Here is a 14905-nt window from a genome sequence, read left to right as displayed (position 1 = left end):
CGGGAAGCCGCTGGCGGATCGGCCGGCGGCTGCCAGAGGTTATTGAGTGTTAGGTTATCTGTTGTCGTACAACTAGTTTGGGGATTATCATCGTGACCATGGTTCAGTCGACTGCGGGTAATCCCTCGATATCGGAAGCGCCGGCGGAAGCGGCGTTCGTGGGGCGTCCGCGCCAGCGCGCACGCGGCCTCGCGCATGGTCTGGTGGAAGACCTGGGCGAGAAGATCCGCAACCAGTCGCTGCGGCCCGGCGACAAGCTGCCGACCGAGTCGGCCATCATGCAGGCCTACGGCGTGAGCCGCACCGTGGTGCGCGAGGCGCTGTCGAAGCTGCAGGCCGGCGGCCTGGTCGAGACGCTGCACGGCGTGGGCACCTTCGTGCTGCAGCCGCGCACGGGCGGCGTGTTCCGCCTCGACCCCGGCGAGATCGCCGCTTCGGTCGACGTGCTGGCCGTGCTCGAACTGCGCATCAGCCTGGAGACCGAGTCGGCCGGCCTTGCCGCCAGCCGCCGCACCGACGAGCAGCTGGTGGCCATGCGGCAGGCGCTCGACGACTTCGAGCACAACGTGGTCGTGGCGGGCGACACCGTGGGGCCGGACTTCCGCTTCCACCTGCAGATTGCCGAATCGACCGGCAATCCCTACTTTGCGGACATCATGAGGCACCTGGGGACCACGCTCATTCCGCGCACCCGCATCAGCGCAATCCGCACGCACGAGGGCGGGGCGCCTTACCTGAGCCGCGTGAACCGCGAGCACGAAGAAATCTACGCGGCCATTGCGCGCCGCGACCCCGAATCGGCCCGCGCTGCCATGCGCATCCACCTGACAAACAGCCGCGAGCGCCTGCGCATGGCGCAAGAGGCCGCGCAGCAGCAGAAGGCGAAAGCCGATGCCGTCACCGCTGACGGTGCTGCTTCGGCTGACAACGCCACCTCGAGCTGAGTTTTTCTTGTTGTCCCGGCTGGACAACTTGTTTTGGTGGTTGTACGATGACTGATAACTTGATTGGGATATCAGGCTCAGTCACGACAGCCAGCGAACAGAAGGAGACAGCATGACCATCAACCGACGCGGCGCGCTAGGGGCCGCACTTGCCACGACACTGGCCGCGAGCCTGCCCGCGCGGGTTCTTGCGCAGGGCAGTGGCGGCAACTGGCCGTCCAAGCCGCTCAAGCTCATCGTTCCGTACCCGCCGGGCGGTTCGTCCGACATCATTGCGCGGGCGATCAGCCAGCCGCTGTCCGAAGCGCTCGGCCAGTCGGTCATCGTCGACAACCGCGCCGGTGCCAACGGCAACCTCGGCGCCGACCTGCTGGCCAAGGCGCCGGCCGACGGCTACACGCTGATGCTGTGCGACCTGGGTGCGCTGGCCATCAGCCCCTCGCTATACCCCAAGCTGCCGTTCGACCCGTCGAAAGACCTGCGCGGCGTGGCCATGCTGGCCTACTCGCCGCACCTGCTGGTGGTGCACCCGTCGGTGCAGGCGAACACCTTGAAGGAGCTGGTCGAGCTCTCGAAGAAAAGCGATCTCAACTTCGCCGTCACCGCCAGCGGCAGCACCGCGCACCTCGCGGGCATCGAACTGCAGCGCAAGGTGGGCGCCAAGTGGGAATACGTGCCCTACAAGGGCGGCGTGCAGGCGGTGCTCGACACCGTCGCGGGCCAGACGCAGGTGCTGATGAACGGCATGCTCGCCACCTATCCGCAGGTGCAGGCCGGCAAGCTCAAGCTCATCGCGGTGTCCAAGGCCACGCGCATGCCGCTGATCGGCAACGTGCCGACCATCGCCGAGCAGGGCGCCCCCGGCTACGAGTCGGGCACCTGGCAGGGCGTGGTCGCGGGACGCGGCGTGCCCGACGCCGTGATCGCGCGGCTCAACCGCGAGCTGGTGCGCATCATCCGCACGCCCGACATCCGCGCCCGGCTCGCCGGGCAGGGGGCCGAAGTCGTGACCATGGCCGCGCCGGAGCAGGACCAGTTCTTCGCCAAGGAGCGCGCGCGCTGGGCGCAGGTCGTCAAGGAAGCGAACGTCAGGCTCGACTGACCGGCCGCTTCGCACCCCTTTTCTTTCTCATTCAAAACTTCACTGGACTCTTTCCCATGAACCCGCAAGAACTCAAGACCATCATGGGCTCCGGCCTGCTCTCGTTCCCGTTGACCGACTTCGACGCGAACGGGGACTTCAACAAGAGCAGCTACGAGAAGCGCCTCGAATGGCTCGCCCCCTACGGCGCCAGCGCGCTGTTCGCGGCCGGCGGCACGGGCGAATTCTTCTCGCTCACCGGCGACGAGTACCCCGGCATCATCAAGACGGCGGTGGACACCTGCCGCGGCGTGGTGCCGATCATTGCCGGTGCCGGCGGCCCCACGCGCTTTGCCATCCAGTGCGCGCAGGCAGCCGAGAAGGCCGGCGCGCACGGCATCCTGCTGCTGCCGCACTACCTCACCGAAGCCGGCCAGGAAGGCCTGGCCGCGCACGTCGAGGCCGTGTGCAAGAGCGTGAACTTCGGCGTGATCGTCTACAACCGCGCCACCAGCCGCCTCAAGCCCGACACGCTGGCCGGCCTGGCCGAGCGCAACCCCAACCTCGTGGGCTTCAAGGACGGCATCGGCGACATCGAGGCCATGGTCGCCATCTACCAGAAGATGGGCGACCGCTTCGCCTACCTGGGCGGCCTGCCCACGGCCGAGGTCTATGCCGCCGCCTACAAGGCAATGGGCACGCCGGTGTATTCGTCGGCCGTCTTCAACTTCATTCCGAAGACCGCCATGGACTTCTACAAGGCCGTGGCCGCCGACGACCTGCCCACGCAGCACCGCCTGCTGAAGAACTTCTTCATGCCCTACCTCGAGCTGCGCAACCGCGTGCCGGGCTACGCGGTGAGCATCGTGAAGGCCGGCGCAAAGATCGTCGGCCACGACGCCGGCCCCGTGCGCGCGCCGCTCACCGACCTGAAGCCGGCCGAGATGGAGCAACTCAAGGCGCTCATCGACGCGCTCGGCCCGCAGTAAGCCCCGGCAAAAGACCAGAAAAATACTGGAGACGCATGTGATGCCCGCCATGCGCATGACTTCACGGCCTTCCAGTTGCGCGAATGGATGCGATGGAAGACATTGATCGACACCCGCCACATCACCGCAGACTGAGGCACCGAGCCCGAAGATGACAAGTCCAGAATCCGTTGTTTCCAAAGCCGTGCCGGGTGCGCCCGTCGTCACCGGCATGCGCGTGGTTCCCGTCGCGGGCCACGACAGCATGCTGATGAACCTCAGCGGCGCGCACGGCCCGTTCTTCACGCGCAACCTGCTGATCCTGACCGACAGCGCCGGGCGCACCGGCGTGGGCGAGGTGCCCGGCGGCGAGAAGATCCGCCAGACGCTGGAAGACGCGCGCGGCCTCATCGTGGGCCAGCGCATCGGCAACCACAACGCGGTGCTCAACAGCATGCGCAGCGCTTTTGCCGGCCGCGACAGCGGCGGCCGCGGGCTGCAGACCTTCGACCTGCGCGTGACCATCCACGCGGTAACGGCCGTCGAAGCCGCGCTGCTCGACCTGCTCGGCCAGTTCCTCGAAGTGCCCGTGGCGGCCCTGCTCGGCGAAGGCCAGCAGCGCGACGCGGTGCAGATGCTCGGCTACCTCTTCTACGTGGGCGACCGCAAGAAGACCGACCTGCCCTACGAGAGCGACCCCGGCGCCGACAACGACTGGTTCCGCCTGCGCCACGAAGAAGCCATGACGCCCGAAGCCATCGTGCGCCTGGCCGAGGCCACGCATGCGCGCTACGGCTTCACCGACTTCAAGCTCAAGGGCGGCGTGCTGCGCGGCGAAGAAGAAGTCGAGGCCATCCGCGCCCTGCACGAGCGCTTTCCGCAAGCGCGCGTCACGCTCGACCCGAACGGCGGCTGGCTGCTGCAGGACGCCATTCGCCTGTGCCGCGACCTGCACGGCGTGATGGCCTATGCCGAAGACCCCTGCGGCGCCGAAGGCGTGTTCTCCGGCCGCGAGGTGATGGCCGAGTTCCGCCGTGCCACCGGCCTGCCGACCGCCACCAACATGGTGGCCACCGACTGGCGCGAGATGGTGCACAGCCTCTCGCTGCAGTCGGTCGACATTCCGCTGGCCGATCCGCACTTCTGGACCCTGCAGGGCTCGGTGCGCGTGGCGCAGCTGTGCCAGGCCTGGGGCCTGACCTGGGGCTCGCATTCGAACAACCACTTCGACGTGTCGCTCGCGATGTTCACGCACGTGGCCGCCGCCGCGCCGGGCAAGGTGACGGCCATCGACACGCACTGGATCTGGCAGGACGGCCAGCGCCTGACCAAGGCGCCGCTGCGCATCGAAGGCGGCTTCGTGAAGGTGCCCACGCGCGGGGGCCTGGGCGTGGAGTTGGACATGGACGAGGTCGAGAAGGCGCACCAGCTGTACCTGAAGCACGGCCTTGGCGCTCGCAACGATGCGCAGGCGATGCAATACTTGATCCCCGACTGGACTTTCGACAACAAGCGACCGTGCATGGTCCGCTGAAGGAACAACCCTCATGCAGAACTTCGACAACCTCATCGCGGGCGAATGGCGTGCCGGCGCGAGCTACAGCCCCAACGTCAACCCGAGCAACCTGTCCGACGTGCTCGGCCAGTACACGCAGGGCGATGCCGCCCACGTGGACGCTGCCGTCGCGGCGGCTACCGCAGCCTTTCCGGCATGGGCCACGGGCAGCATCCAGGCCCGCTCCGACGCGCTCGACAAGATCGGCAACGAGATCCTCGCGCGCAAGGAAGAGCTGGGCACGCTGCTGGCGCGCGAAGAGGGCAAGACCAAGGCCGAAGGCATCGGCGAGGCCACGCGCGCGGGCCAGATCTTCAAGTTCTTCGCGGGCGAATGCCTGCGCCTGTCGGGCGAGGTGCTGCCGTCGGTGCGGCCCAACATCGGCGTGGAAATCACGCGCGAGCCGGTCGGCGTGGTCGGCCTCATCACGCCGTGGAACTTTCCCATTGCCATTCCGGCCTGGAAGATCGCGCCCGCGCTGGCATTTGGCAACTGCGTGGTGCTGAAGCCCGCGGACCTGGTGCCGGGCAGCGCCTGGGCGCTGAGCGAGATCATCAGCCGCTCGGGCATTCCGGCCGGCGTGTTCAACCTGGTGATGGGGCGCGGCAGCGTGATCGGCAATGCGCTGGTCAATCATCCGGGCATCCACGCGATCAGCTTCACCGGCTCGGTGGGCGTGGGCCGCAACATCGCGATCCAGTGCGTCACCAACCACAAGAAGGTGCAGCTCGAAATGGGCGGCAAGAACCCGCAGGTGATCCTGGACGACGCCGACCTCGCACAGGCAGTGGAGCTGAGCGTGCAGAGCGCGTTCTACTCGACCGGCCAGCGCTGCACAGCGTCGAGCCGCCTCATCGTCACGGAGGGCATCTATCCGAAGTTCATCGCTGCCATGAAGGAACGGATGGCGAAGATCAAGGTGGGCGACGCGCTCGCGCAGGGCACCGACGTGGGCCCGGTCTCGTCGAAGTCGCAGCTCGACCAGGACATGGAATACGTCTCCATCGGCAAGGGCGAGGGCGCCACGCTGGCGGCCGGCGGCGAGCTGCTGAAGCTGGAGACCGACGGCTACTACATGTCGCCGGCGCTCTTCAGCGAATCGGCCGCGGGCATGCGCATCAACAAGGAAGAGATCTTCGGCCCGGTCGCAAGCGTGATCCGCGTGAAAAACTACGAGGAAGCACTGGCCACGGCCAACGACACCGAGTTCGGCCTGTCGGCCGGCATCGCCACCACGTCGCTGAAGTACGCCACGCACTTCAAGCGCCACAGCCAGGCCGGCATGGTGATGGTCAACCTGCCGACGGCGGGTGTGGACTATCACGTGCCTTTCGGCGGCCGCAAGGGTTCGAGCTATGGGCCGCGGGAGCAGGGGCGTTATGCGCAGGAATTCTTCACTACGGTGAAGACTGCCTATACGCTGGCCTGATTCGTTCGTTCGTTCAGGGCGCGTGCACAGGCCATCGGGTACTCCCCTCCGCGAATGTCCCCCGGCCTGCGGCCTCCTCCTTTATTTCGCTGCGGGGAGCACCCGACGCCCTGCGCACAGGGACGCAGCTTGGGCTTTCAAGCCGAGCCAGTTCCGGGTTCTGCGCTGCGCGCCTTTTCGTTCAGCTGAAACAGTTGGGCCGCTTTGCGAGCCAGGTCGGCCGCTAGCCAGAGCAGGTTGTCCAGCTGCCTGGGCCCGTCGTCGCTGCACCAGTCGATCTCTTCGCCGTGGCACACCCACAGCAGGGCTTCGAGTTGGGAGAGGGTGTTTTCGAGAAGATCCGCGGGGTCTTGGGCGGTGTCTTCGGGAGATGCCGGCGTGCGAGGCCGGGCTATAGTCTTGGTAGCCATTTTTGTGCGGTTCCTTCACGGTGATGCACGAACTTGGTTAGACGGCTGGGGTGCTCGTAACACCTCAGCCGTCGCCTTTTGATACCTCGCATTTGCATCGCTGCTGTCGCACCGACGACCTGCCGCGAGGCAAGCAGCCTTCGAACATACAAGTGGGTTGTGGAGTTGCTCCCCCTAGCGGGGTGTGGAGTGACAGGGGCATTCACTCTAGAGAAGAACCGGGCGAAACAGCCGCACCGCGCTGCACGAAGTCTCGCCAACCGCCAACAAATGCAGCTTCCACAGCGGCGCTCAACGATCAGGCCGATGGGGTGCCTTGCGCAGCGAAATAAAGGAGGAGGCCGAAGGCCGGGGGACATTCGCGGAGCAAGGTACCCCGTCGGCCTGATCGCGCCCTGAACGACACAAGCAAAGCTAGGCCGCAAGCGCCCCGCGCCCGCGCCGCATCCAAAGCTCGATCAACTCGAACAGCCCTTCGCTGACCAAAGCCAACGCAGCAGCCGGCAACGCGCCCGCCATCAGCAGCTCACGGTCGTTGAGCGCCAACCCCGTCACGATGCGCTCGCCGAACCCGCCGGCACCGATGAAAGCCGCGATCGTCGCCGTGCCGATCGCGATTGCCGTCGCCGTGCGCACCCCCGCGAGCAGCGTCGGCAACGCAAGCGGCAGCAGCACCAGCCGCAGGCTCTGCGGCGGCGTCATGCCCAGCGCCGTGCCCGCCAGCCGCAGGCCGTCAGGCACCTCGGCCAGGCCCGTGACCGTGTTGCGCATGATCGGCAACAGCGAATAGAGCGTGAGCGCGATCAGCGCCGGCAACGCCCCGATGGCGCCGAGCATCGAGATCAGCACCGCCAGCAACGCCAGCGAAGGCACTGTCTGCAACAGGCTCGCGAAGCCCAGCACCAGCGCGCGCAGCCGCACATGCGGGAACACCAGGATCGCGATCGGCACGCCGATGAGAATCGCGACGCCGACCGACAGCGCCACCAGGAACAGATGCTGCCGGGCCAGCTTCCACAGGTCCGGCCCGAACAGCTTGGCGGTGAAGCCGCGGCGCTCTTCCTTCGGCTGCTGCTGGCCCGCCTTTGCTTCCTTGCCGGTGCTCGCGAGAAAGTCGCGCGCAATCACGTCGAAAGGCACGCTCTGCAGTTCGGCGCGGGCATTCATCGCGATCATCGCGTGCTCGTCCACGCGGCCTTCGAGCGCTTTCAACGCAGCCCAGGCCTCGGGCAGGCGGTTGGGCAAATCGAGCTTGTAGAGCACCACCGCGTCGTAGCGCGGAAAGTACTTCCTGTCGTCCTCCAGCACGCGCAGGCCCAGGTGGTCGATCTTCGCGTCGGTGGTGTAGATGTCGATCGCGTCAATCTGCCTGGCCCCTATGGCGTCATATGCCAGCCCGTGGTCGAGCCCCGAGGGTGTCTGCTTGAAGCCGTAGCGCTCGGCGAGGCCCTTCCAGCCGTCGGCGCGGCCTATGAATTCATTGGAAAGGCCCAGCTTGAATTCAGGGTGCTTCGCCAGGTCGCTCAGCGTGCGCAGGCCCAGCCGGTCGGCATCGGCCGCGCGCACCGCGAGCGCATAGCCGTCGTTGAAGCCCAGCGGAATTGCCACGCCCAGGCCCATCGGCGCGAGCGCCGCGTTCATGGCCTCGCGCGTGTCCGCCGGCGAGCCCTTGAGTATTTCCAGCGCGATGGTGCCGGTGTATTCGGCATACATGTCGATCGCGCCCGAGCGCAGCGCCTCGTACACGATGGCCGTGTTGCCCAGGCCCTGCCGCACGACGGGCGGCGACGCGGTGTGCGGCGCGGCGGTCTGCGCCAGCAACTCGGCAAGGATGTACGACTCGGTGAAGCGCTTGGAGCCGACGCGCAGCGTGTCGTCCGCCGCATGCGCGACATTCGCGACATGCGCCAGGCCCAGCCAGGCGAGCGTCAGGAGCAGGGCAAGGCGGCGGAGGCAACGGGGCAGAAGCATCGCGGCCAGTTTATAGACATCGACCGGATTGGCGTACCCGCCAATCTCCTACACGCCGTCGTGCGCGCAACCGATGGGCCGCGGGCTGCCGCGCGCGCACCATCCGAGTCATGAAGTCCAAACCCGCGAAGCCCGAAACTCCCGAAACGCAAAAGGCCGAAACGGCCGACCCCTTGCCCGCTGCCGATGTGCACGGCCTGCGCGAACTCCCCGGTGTGCATGTCGAAGGCTACAGCCTCCAGTTGCGCGACAAGGACGGCTTCGTGGGCGACCAGGCGAGCCAGACGGCCTTCAGGGAACTGCTCGAGCGCTGGCGCAAGCGCCGCCGCAAGAACGGCAAGGATCCGCTCGGAGTGCTGCACTCGCGCGACCTGAGCAAGAAGGCGCTCGACCGCGTGCTGGGCGCGAAGAAGGCCTCGGAAGCCGCCGACGTGATGCACGGCGTGATCGAGGAGTTCACCGAGGAACTGGCGTCCGTCATCCAGCGCTTCCTGCGCCAGCCCTCTTGGCAGAAGGTGGAGCGCATCGTGATCGGCGGCGGATTTCCCGAGAGCGACGTGGGCGAGCGCGCGGTGCTGCAGACGGGCGCCATCCTCGAAGAGATGGGCCTGCACGTGCAACTGGGCCGCCTCTCGCACAACGTGGACGACGGCGGCCTGATCGGCTGGGTGCACCTGACGCCGCCCGCGCTGCTGCGCAAGTACGACGCCATCCTGGCGGTCGACATCGGCGGCACCAACGTGCGCTGCGGCATCGTGAAGACGCGCTACCGCAAGGCGCCCGACTTCTCGCGCGCGGAGGTGATCCGGCGCGAGAAATGGCGCCACGCCGACGAAGGCCCCAACCGCAGCAACATGGTCGAGCACATCGCCGACATGCTGATGGACATGGTGCGCTACAGCGAGCGCAAGAAGATCCGGCTCGCGCCGTTCATCGGCATCGGCTGCCCGGGGTTGATCCGTCCCGACGGCTCCATCGCGCGCGGTGCGCAGAACCTGCCCGGCGACTGGGAAAGCCACGCCTTCCACCTGCCGACGGCGGTGTGGCGCCGCATGCTCACACTGGGCGCCGACCCGATGCTGGTGCTGATGCACAACGACGCGGTGGTGCAGGGCCTGAGCGAGCTGCCCTTCATGCGCGACGTGAAGCAGTGGGGCGTGCTCACCATCGGCACGGGGCTGGGCAACGTGAGCTTCACGAACAGGCCCTGAAGCGGCGGCCCGGCGCTACAGGTCTTCGGCCCGCAGTCCTTCGACGCGCACGTTCGCGGAGGCGGAGGCAACGTTGCCTGCCGCGTCGGCGGCGCGCAACTCGACGTTCGCGGCGCCCGGCCGCTTCGGCGTCCAGGCGCATACGTAGGGCGCGGCGCGCAGCGTGCATGCGGTCCTGCCGTCGACGATGAACTTCAGCTCGGCCACGGCCACGTTGTCGGATGCGGTGGCGGCAAGCCGCGTCGCCATGCCGGCCGTTAGGCTTGGCGGAACCGACAGCGAGACGGTCGGCGGCACGCTGTCCGAAGGCGGATTGACGATCACGTTGGCCGAGGCGACAGCGGAGTTGCCCGCCGCGTCGACCGCCACCACGCGGATCGTCTGCGCGCCGGGCGAGGTCGGTGTCCAACTGCAGGTGTAGGGCGGGGCGGTGAAGGTGCAGATCGGAATGCTGTCGCGGCCCAGCACCTTGACGCCCCACACCCCCGCGTTGTCCACCACGGCCGGCGCGATGACGGTGAGCTGCCCCACCGTGGCCATGGAGGGGGCGGCGAGCGACACGATGGGCGGCGTGGCGTCGGCGCTGCCGAGCGCCAGGTCGATGGTGAACATCGACTGCCCCTGCACGGCCTTCTGCTCGAAGGCGTCGAAGATGGTGAACCAGCTCGCGCCGGGCGCGCGGTTGGCGGCGCGTGCCTTGGCCAGCAGCGTCGTCTTGCCGACGGCGAAGCAGCTGAAGCCGCAGTTCCAGTCGAAGGTGAAGCGGCCCGACGCATCGGCCACGCCGGTCACCAGCATGACCAGCGGCTTGCCGCCGCCCGGGTCCCGCCACACCGACACCTGCGCGCCGGGCAGCGCGGCGCCGCTGTCGCGGTCGGTCACGCGCACCTGCGTGGCTGTGGTGGCGGCCATGAACTTCGAGCTGCCGAGCTTCGGCCAGTCGCTCCAGTCGGTGTCGATGTTGGCCTTGGTGCCGGCGGTGAAGCGGATCATGTCCAGCGTCGCGACGCGGTTGGCGGCGGGGTCGCGGCGCTGCTCGAACACCGTACCCAGCAGCGGATCGAGCCGCCAGTCCTGGCGGGTCCACCAGTAGCGGTCGGTGTCGCTCGACAGGGCGAGGTCGGTGATGGGCGCGACGCCGGTGGTGTCGGCCACGGCAATGCCGTTGTAGTACTCGCCCGCGCCGGCGCCGAACACGTGCTCCAGCTCGTGCAGCAGGGTTTTGAGCTGGCGGCCGAGATAGTCCTTCTCGGTCGACTCCGGCGCCGCCGGCGTGATCGCGCGCGACAGGCGCAGCGGGTCGTGGATGGCGATCCAGTTCAGGTTCCAGGCCACGCCTTTCTGCGGAAAGGTCCAGCTGGTCGACAGGCCGCCGTGGCTGTAGCCCCGGGTGGACTTCGACACGCAGACCACCACCTCGCCGTTCACCAGGCCGTTGTAGCTGCAGGCCGGCGCGGCGGCGGGCGCCACCAGCTGCAGGTCGGTGGCGGGGTCGAAGACGAAGCTGCGCACGGTCTCGCGGGTGAAGACGGTGTTGACGTCGGCCACGTACTGGGCGAGCCGGCGGCCCGCCTCGGCGGGGCCGATGTCGGCGGCCAGCTCGGGATCGACGAAGAACTTCAGGCGGTGGCTGCTGGGCGTCGCGCGGCCGACTTCGTCCATGGCGGCGAAAGCGGACGGTATTCCGGACAGTGCGATGAGAACTGGAAGCGCCAGGACCAGTTTCGCGAGATTCGCAAGTGCGCGCGGCGAGAAGAATGCTCGCATCGGATTTCCCCGGATGGCCGGGGCACTGGACTCGAACGGACGGCGCTTCGGGCCGCCGTGTGGCGGCGTCCCGGGCGGGCTTCCCCGCAGGGCGAGGGGTTGCGGGAATCCGTTCGAGCCCGCCTCACGACTGGAAAGTCATGGGCCGGGCACGCCTGTCAACTACCGAAACCGGTGGATATTTTAGTGTCCGCGTTCGTCTGGTTGCACTTTTGTTGCATTTATGCACCCAAGATTACAGCTGAAAGGCTACCGTGAGCAGCAGCCCTTCCGCCAGGTCGCGCATCAGGCCGGGACGCCGCGCGCGGTAGGGCTCGCCGGCTGATGCGGTGGTCTCGATCCACTCGGCCAGCCAGTCGATTTCTTCCGCGCCGTAGAACACCACCGCCGCCTCGTGGTTCAGCAGCAGGCTTCGCAGGTCGAGGTTGATCGAGCCGCACATGGCCAGCTCCTCGTCCAGCACCACCGCCTTGGCATGCACCATGAACGGCAGCATCCTGAAGTCAACGCCCGCGCGAGCGAGGTCGCGCATGGCGCGGGCGCGCACGAAGTCCGCCAGGCGATGGTTCGACTGCGCGGGCATCGCGATGGTCACCTGCACGCCGCGCCGGGCGGCCAGCCGCAGCGCGTCGCGCAGTCCGTCGCCGGGCACGAAGTAGGGCGTGATCGCCAGCACGCGGTGCTCGGCACGGAAGCAGGCGTCGATCAGCAGCGCATGCGCGGTGTCCTCTGTCTGGTCGGGGCCGCTCGGCAGGAACTGGGCCATTGCGGTGCCGGGGCCTTCGGGCATGTCGTCGGCGGTGATGGCGCGGGCCTTGCGCGGGCGCACCGAACTCCAGTCGTGGTCGAACTGGCGCGCCGCCGCCGCGGCCACGCTGCCGCGCAGGTCGAACGACAGGTCGCGCCATGGCTGCGGGTGCTTTGCGTTGCCGGTGAAGTACTCGCCCGCGAGATTGCGCCCGCCCGACCAGAGCCAGCCGTCGTCGGCGATGGTGAACTTGCGGTGGTTGCGCAGGTTGCGCGGGCCGATGCGGCGCAGGCTGAAGAAAGGGCGGAACACCGCCACCTCGCCGCCCGCCGCGCGCAGCCGGTCGAAGTGATGGCGCGGCAGCGACAGCGCCCCGAAGCCGTCGAGCAGCACCCGCACCTTGATGCCCTCGCGCGCGCGCTTCGCGAGCCGGTCGATCACCGCATGGCCGAGCGCGTCGTTGCCGATGATGAAGGTGCACACGTCGATGCGCTCCCGTGCACCGTCGATCACCTCCCACAGCGCCTCGCGCGCGGCCTCGCCGTCGGCATGCATGCGGATGGCCGAGCGGCCCGGCGGCGCGAGGCCGAAGCTCTCGATCAGGTCGGCCGCCCAGTGGCCCGGGGGCACCGAGCGCGGCGGCCGGGGGGAGCCGGCCGGGCGCAGCTTGCGCTGGCCGAACAGCAGGTACATCGGCAGGATGAAATAAGGCATCAGCACAAGCCCCATGACCCAGGCGATGGCCGTGGTGGGGGCGCGCTGCTCGCGGCGCGCGCGGGTGGTCAGCACATAGACCAGCAGCGCGAAGGTCACGACGAGAAAGTGCTGCGAAGGTGTGGGCAGCCAGTCGAAACGGGTGTTGTGCGGCATGGCGCAATGATGCGTCAGCGCGGAATCAGCGTTGCAGGAAGGCCGGCACACCGCGTCCTTGCGAGGCAAGGAACCGCATCATCGGATCGACCACCGCGCGCACCGCCGGCCTTTCGCCAACGCGGGTGCGCCATGCGAGCAGGCGCGGCGTGGCGTCGGTCATGCCCGCGCCCTTGCGGTCGGCGAACACGCAGGCCATGTAGAAGGCGATGTCCGCGAAGCCGTAGGGCCCCGCGAGGTAGTCGCGCGCGGCGAGCAGGCCTTCCATTTCGTCGTAGTAGCGCGCGCAGGCGGCGCATGCCGCGACGGCGGGCGCGCTCTGCATCGCGTCCTGCAGGCCGAAGAGCTTGATGACGTGGGGGAAGAAGACCTCGTCGGACTTCTGCTCGAGTTGCCGCGCGCGGGCCCGGTCGGCAATGCCCTCGGGCCACAGCGCGGGAGCCGGGTAGCGGTCTTCGAGGTACTCGAAGATCTGGGTCGAGTCGAAGAGCGAGACCCCGCCGTCGATCTCGTCCACCAGCACCGGCACCTGCTGCTTGACGGGGTTCACGCGCAGCACCTCGGGGTGCTTGGGCTCGTAGGCGTCGCCTTCGATGAACGGCACCATGACCAGTTCGAAGGCAACGCCTTTTTCGCGCGCCGCGATCTCGACCTTGGCGCCGAACATGCTGAGGGGGCCGGAGTAGATGTGAGTCGTCATGGCCCTCGACTTCAACAGAAACCGCGCGTCAGGTCGAGCCCCAGACCTCCTGCGCGGTCTCTACCACCAGGCGCAGCTTGTTGCGTTGCGCTTCCACCGCGATGTTGTTGCCGTGCACGGTGCTGGAGAAGCCGCACTGCGGCGACAGCGCGAGCTGGTCGAGCGAGGCGTACTTGGCGGCCTCGTCGATGCGGCGCTTGAGCTCGTCCTTGTCTTCCATCTCGCCGAACTTGGTGGTCACCAGGCCGAGCACCACGGTCTTGCCCTTGGGCAGGTAGCGCAGGGGCTTGAAGTCGCCCGAGCGCGCGTCGTCGTACTCCATGAAGTAGGCGTCGAGGTCCATCTCCTTGAGCAGCGCCTCGGCGACCGGTTCGTAGTTGCCGGCGGCGGCGTGCGTGCTCTTGAAGTTGCCGCGGCACAGGTGCATGGCCAGCAGCATGCCCGGCGGCTTCTGCGCGACCACCTTGTTGATGAATGCGGCGTAGCGGTGCGGCAGTTCGTTCGGGTCGTCGCCGCGCTTGCGGGCGGCTTCGCGCATGTGCTCGTCGCACAGATAGGCGAGGTTGGTGTCGTCCATCTGCACGTAGGTGCAGCCGGCGGCGGCCAGCGAGCGAAGCTCGTCGCCATAGGCCTTGGCCACGTCGTCGTAGAACGCCGGGTCGAGCTCGGGGTAGGCGTCCTTGCTGATGCCGGCGCGGCCGCCGCGGAAATGCAGCATGGTGGGCGAGGGGATCGTCACCTTGGGCGTGTTGCCCGCGGCCACCTGGCTCTTGAGGTACTGGAAGTCGGCGAGCTGGATGTCCTTCACATGGCGGACCTTGTCGATCACGCGCATCGCGGGCGGTGCGAGTTCCTCGGTGCCGTCGGGCTTGCGGATGGTGACCGGAATGTCGGTCTTCACGCCGCCGAGCTGGTCGAGGAAGTCGATGTGGAAATAAGTGCGGCGGAACTCGCCGTCGGTGATGCTCTTCAGGCCGATGTCTTCCTGGAACTTGACGATCTCGGTGATCGCCTTGTCTTCGACCAGGCGAAGCTGTTCCGGCGTGATCTCGCCCTTGGCCTTTTGCTCGCGCGCTTCGAGCAGGTATTTGGGGCGCAGGAAACTGCCCACGTGGTCGTAGCGGGCGGGCAGGGCGGCGTGCTGTGACATTGATGACTCCGTCTTGGTGAGGGGGAACTGGCCGGACATCGTATCGCCATCGAAACGTCGGAGGCTGTATACAGAGAACTCGGTGTTTTCCCTATAAATGC

12 protein-coding genes are annotated in these 14905 nt (G+C 67.6%); 6 read left to right on the top strand and 6 right to left on the bottom strand.

What is annotated here, in order from left to right:
- Nucleotides 1-98 precede the first annotated feature (98 nt).
- The 5 genes from AC1RVW_RS07015 to AC1RVW_RS06995 all read left to right on the top strand — a co-directional run bounded on the left by AC1RVW_RS07015 (nucleotide 99) and on the right by AC1RVW_RS06995 (nucleotide 5977).
- Nucleotides 99-944, top strand: coding sequence for a FadR/GntR family transcriptional regulator (locus AC1RVW_RS07015; protein WP_106933834.1), 846 nt, complete (start codon nucleotides 99-101; stop codon nucleotides 942-944).
- A 112-nt stretch (nucleotides 945-1056) separates the two neighbouring features.
- Nucleotides 1057-2046: a Bug family tripartite tricarboxylate transporter substrate binding protein gene (locus AC1RVW_RS07010; protein WP_106933835.1), complete on the top strand. Its 990-nt coding sequence runs from the start codon at nucleotides 1057-1059 to the stop codon at nucleotides 2044-2046.
- Nucleotides 2047-2102: 56 nt separating this feature from the next.
- Nucleotides 2103-3014 carry a 5-dehydro-4-deoxyglucarate dehydratase gene (gene kdgD, locus AC1RVW_RS07005; RefSeq protein ID WP_081268616.1) on the top strand — a complete coding sequence of 304 codons (912 nt, stop codon included), beginning with the start codon at nucleotides 2103-2105 and terminating at the stop codon, nucleotides 3012-3014.
- 151 nt (nucleotides 3015-3165) lie between these two features.
- Nucleotides 3166-4527, top strand: a complete 1362-nt coding sequence (gene gudD / locus AC1RVW_RS07000) for a glucarate dehydratase (protein WP_106933836.1) — start codon at nucleotides 3166-3168, stop codon at nucleotides 4525-4527.
- Nucleotides 4528-4540: 13 nt separating this feature from the next.
- Nucleotides 4541-5977, top strand: coding sequence for an aldehyde dehydrogenase family protein (locus tag AC1RVW_RS06995; RefSeq protein ID WP_285414458.1), 1437 nt, complete (start codon nucleotides 4541-4543; stop codon nucleotides 5975-5977).
- Nucleotides 5978-6114: 137 nt separating this feature from the next.
- Here the strand turns inward: AC1RVW_RS06995 and AC1RVW_RS06990 are convergent, their stop codons facing one another.
- Together AC1RVW_RS06990 and AC1RVW_RS06985 are read right to left on the bottom strand one after the other, a co-directional pair.
- A complete protein-coding gene (locus tag AC1RVW_RS06990) occupies nucleotides 6115-6387 on the bottom strand; it encodes a hypothetical protein (protein ID WP_493198889.1) in 273 nt (90 codons plus the stop codon).
- Nucleotides 6388-6801: 414 nt separating this feature from the next.
- Nucleotides 6802-8358 carry a glycine betaine ABC transporter substrate-binding protein gene (locus AC1RVW_RS06985; protein ID WP_493198888.1) on the bottom strand — a complete coding sequence of 519 codons (1557 nt, stop codon included), beginning with the start codon at nucleotides 8356-8358 and terminating at the stop codon, nucleotides 6802-6804.
- A gap of 110 nt (nucleotides 8359-8468) precedes the next feature.
- On the opposite strand from AC1RVW_RS06985, the gene AC1RVW_RS06980 reads away from it, so the two are divergent.
- Nucleotides 8469-9569, top strand: coding sequence for an ROK family protein (locus tag AC1RVW_RS06980; RefSeq protein ID WP_234382451.1), 1101 nt, complete (start codon nucleotides 8469-8471; stop codon nucleotides 9567-9569).
- Between the two features lie 15 nt (nucleotides 9570-9584).
- Here AC1RVW_RS06980 and AC1RVW_RS06975 read toward each other — a convergent pair whose 3' ends face one another.
- The 4 genes from AC1RVW_RS06975 to AC1RVW_RS06960 form a co-directional block, all read right to left on the bottom strand.
- On the bottom strand, nucleotides 9585-11231 hold the full coding sequence (locus tag AC1RVW_RS06975) for an Ig-like domain-containing protein (protein ID WP_493198885.1): 1647 nt from the start codon (nucleotides 11229-11231) through the stop codon (nucleotides 9585-9587).
- A 340-nt stretch (nucleotides 11232-11571) separates the two neighbouring features.
- Complete coding sequence (locus AC1RVW_RS06970; protein ID WP_493198883.1) at nucleotides 11572-12954, bottom strand: phospholipase D-like domain-containing protein; 1383 nt, start codon at nucleotides 12952-12954, stop codon at nucleotides 11572-11574.
- A gap of 25 nt (nucleotides 12955-12979) precedes the next feature.
- On the bottom strand, nucleotides 12980-13654 hold the full coding sequence (locus AC1RVW_RS06965) for a glutathione S-transferase family protein (protein ID WP_493198881.1): 675 nt from the start codon (nucleotides 13652-13654) through the stop codon (nucleotides 12980-12982).
- 28 nt (nucleotides 13655-13682) lie between these two features.
- On the bottom strand, nucleotides 13683-14804 hold the full coding sequence (locus tag AC1RVW_RS06960) for a 5-methyltetrahydropteroyltriglutamate--homocysteine S-methyltransferase (protein ID WP_106937390.1): 1122 nt from the start codon (nucleotides 14802-14804) through the stop codon (nucleotides 13683-13685).
- Nucleotides 14805-14905: the final 101 nt, after the last annotated feature.

The organism is Variovorax sp. MPBD4-3 (assembly GCF_058809745.1).
Note: the sequence above shows the minus strand (reverse complement) of the source record. Positions and strands in the feature narration are given on the sequence as shown.

Excerpts from the sequence above, each read along its gene's own strand:
- AC1RVW_RS07010 (WP_106933835.1), top strand. The coding sequence starts at position 1,057 with ATGACCATCAACCGACGCGGCGCGCTAGGGGCCGCACTTGCCACGACA.
- gudD (WP_106933836.1), top strand. The coding sequence starts at position 3,166 with ATGACAAGTCCAGAATCCGTTGTTTCCAAAGCCGTGCCGGGTGCGCCC.
- AC1RVW_RS06975 (WP_493198885.1), bottom strand. The coding sequence starts at position 11,231 with ATGGACGAAGTCGGCCGCGCGACGCCCAGCAGCCACCGCCTGAAGTTC.
- AC1RVW_RS06995 (WP_285414458.1), top strand. The coding sequence starts at position 4,541 with ATGCAGAACTTCGACAACCTCATCGCGGGCGAATGGCGTGCCGGCGCG.
- AC1RVW_RS07015 (WP_106933834.1), top strand. The coding sequence starts at position 99 with ATGGTTCAGTCGACTGCGGGTAATCCCTCGATATCGGAAGCGCCGGCG.
- AC1RVW_RS06985 (WP_493198888.1), bottom strand. The coding sequence starts at position 8,358 with ATGCTTCTGCCCCGTTGCCTCCGCCGCCTTGCCCTGCTCCTGACGCTC.
- AC1RVW_RS06970 (WP_493198883.1), bottom strand. The coding sequence starts at position 12,954 with ATGCCGCACAACACCCGTTTCGACTGGCTGCCCACACCTTCGCAGCAC.
- AC1RVW_RS06980 (WP_234382451.1), top strand. The coding sequence starts at position 8,469 with ATGAAGTCCAAACCCGCGAAGCCCGAAACTCCCGAAACGCAAAAGGCC.
- AC1RVW_RS06990 (WP_493198889.1), bottom strand. The coding sequence starts at position 6,387 with ATGGCTACCAAGACTATAGCCCGGCCTCGCACGCCGGCATCTCCCGAA.
- AC1RVW_RS06960 (WP_106937390.1), bottom strand. The coding sequence starts at position 14,804 with ATGTCACAGCACGCCGCCCTGCCCGCCCGCTACGACCACGTGGGCAGT.
- AC1RVW_RS06965 (WP_493198881.1), bottom strand. The coding sequence starts at position 13,654 with ATGACGACTCACATCTACTCCGGCCCCCTCAGCATGTTCGGCGCCAAG.
- kdgD (WP_081268616.1), top strand. The coding sequence starts at position 2,103 with ATGAACCCGCAAGAACTCAAGACCATCATGGGCTCCGGCCTGCTCTCG.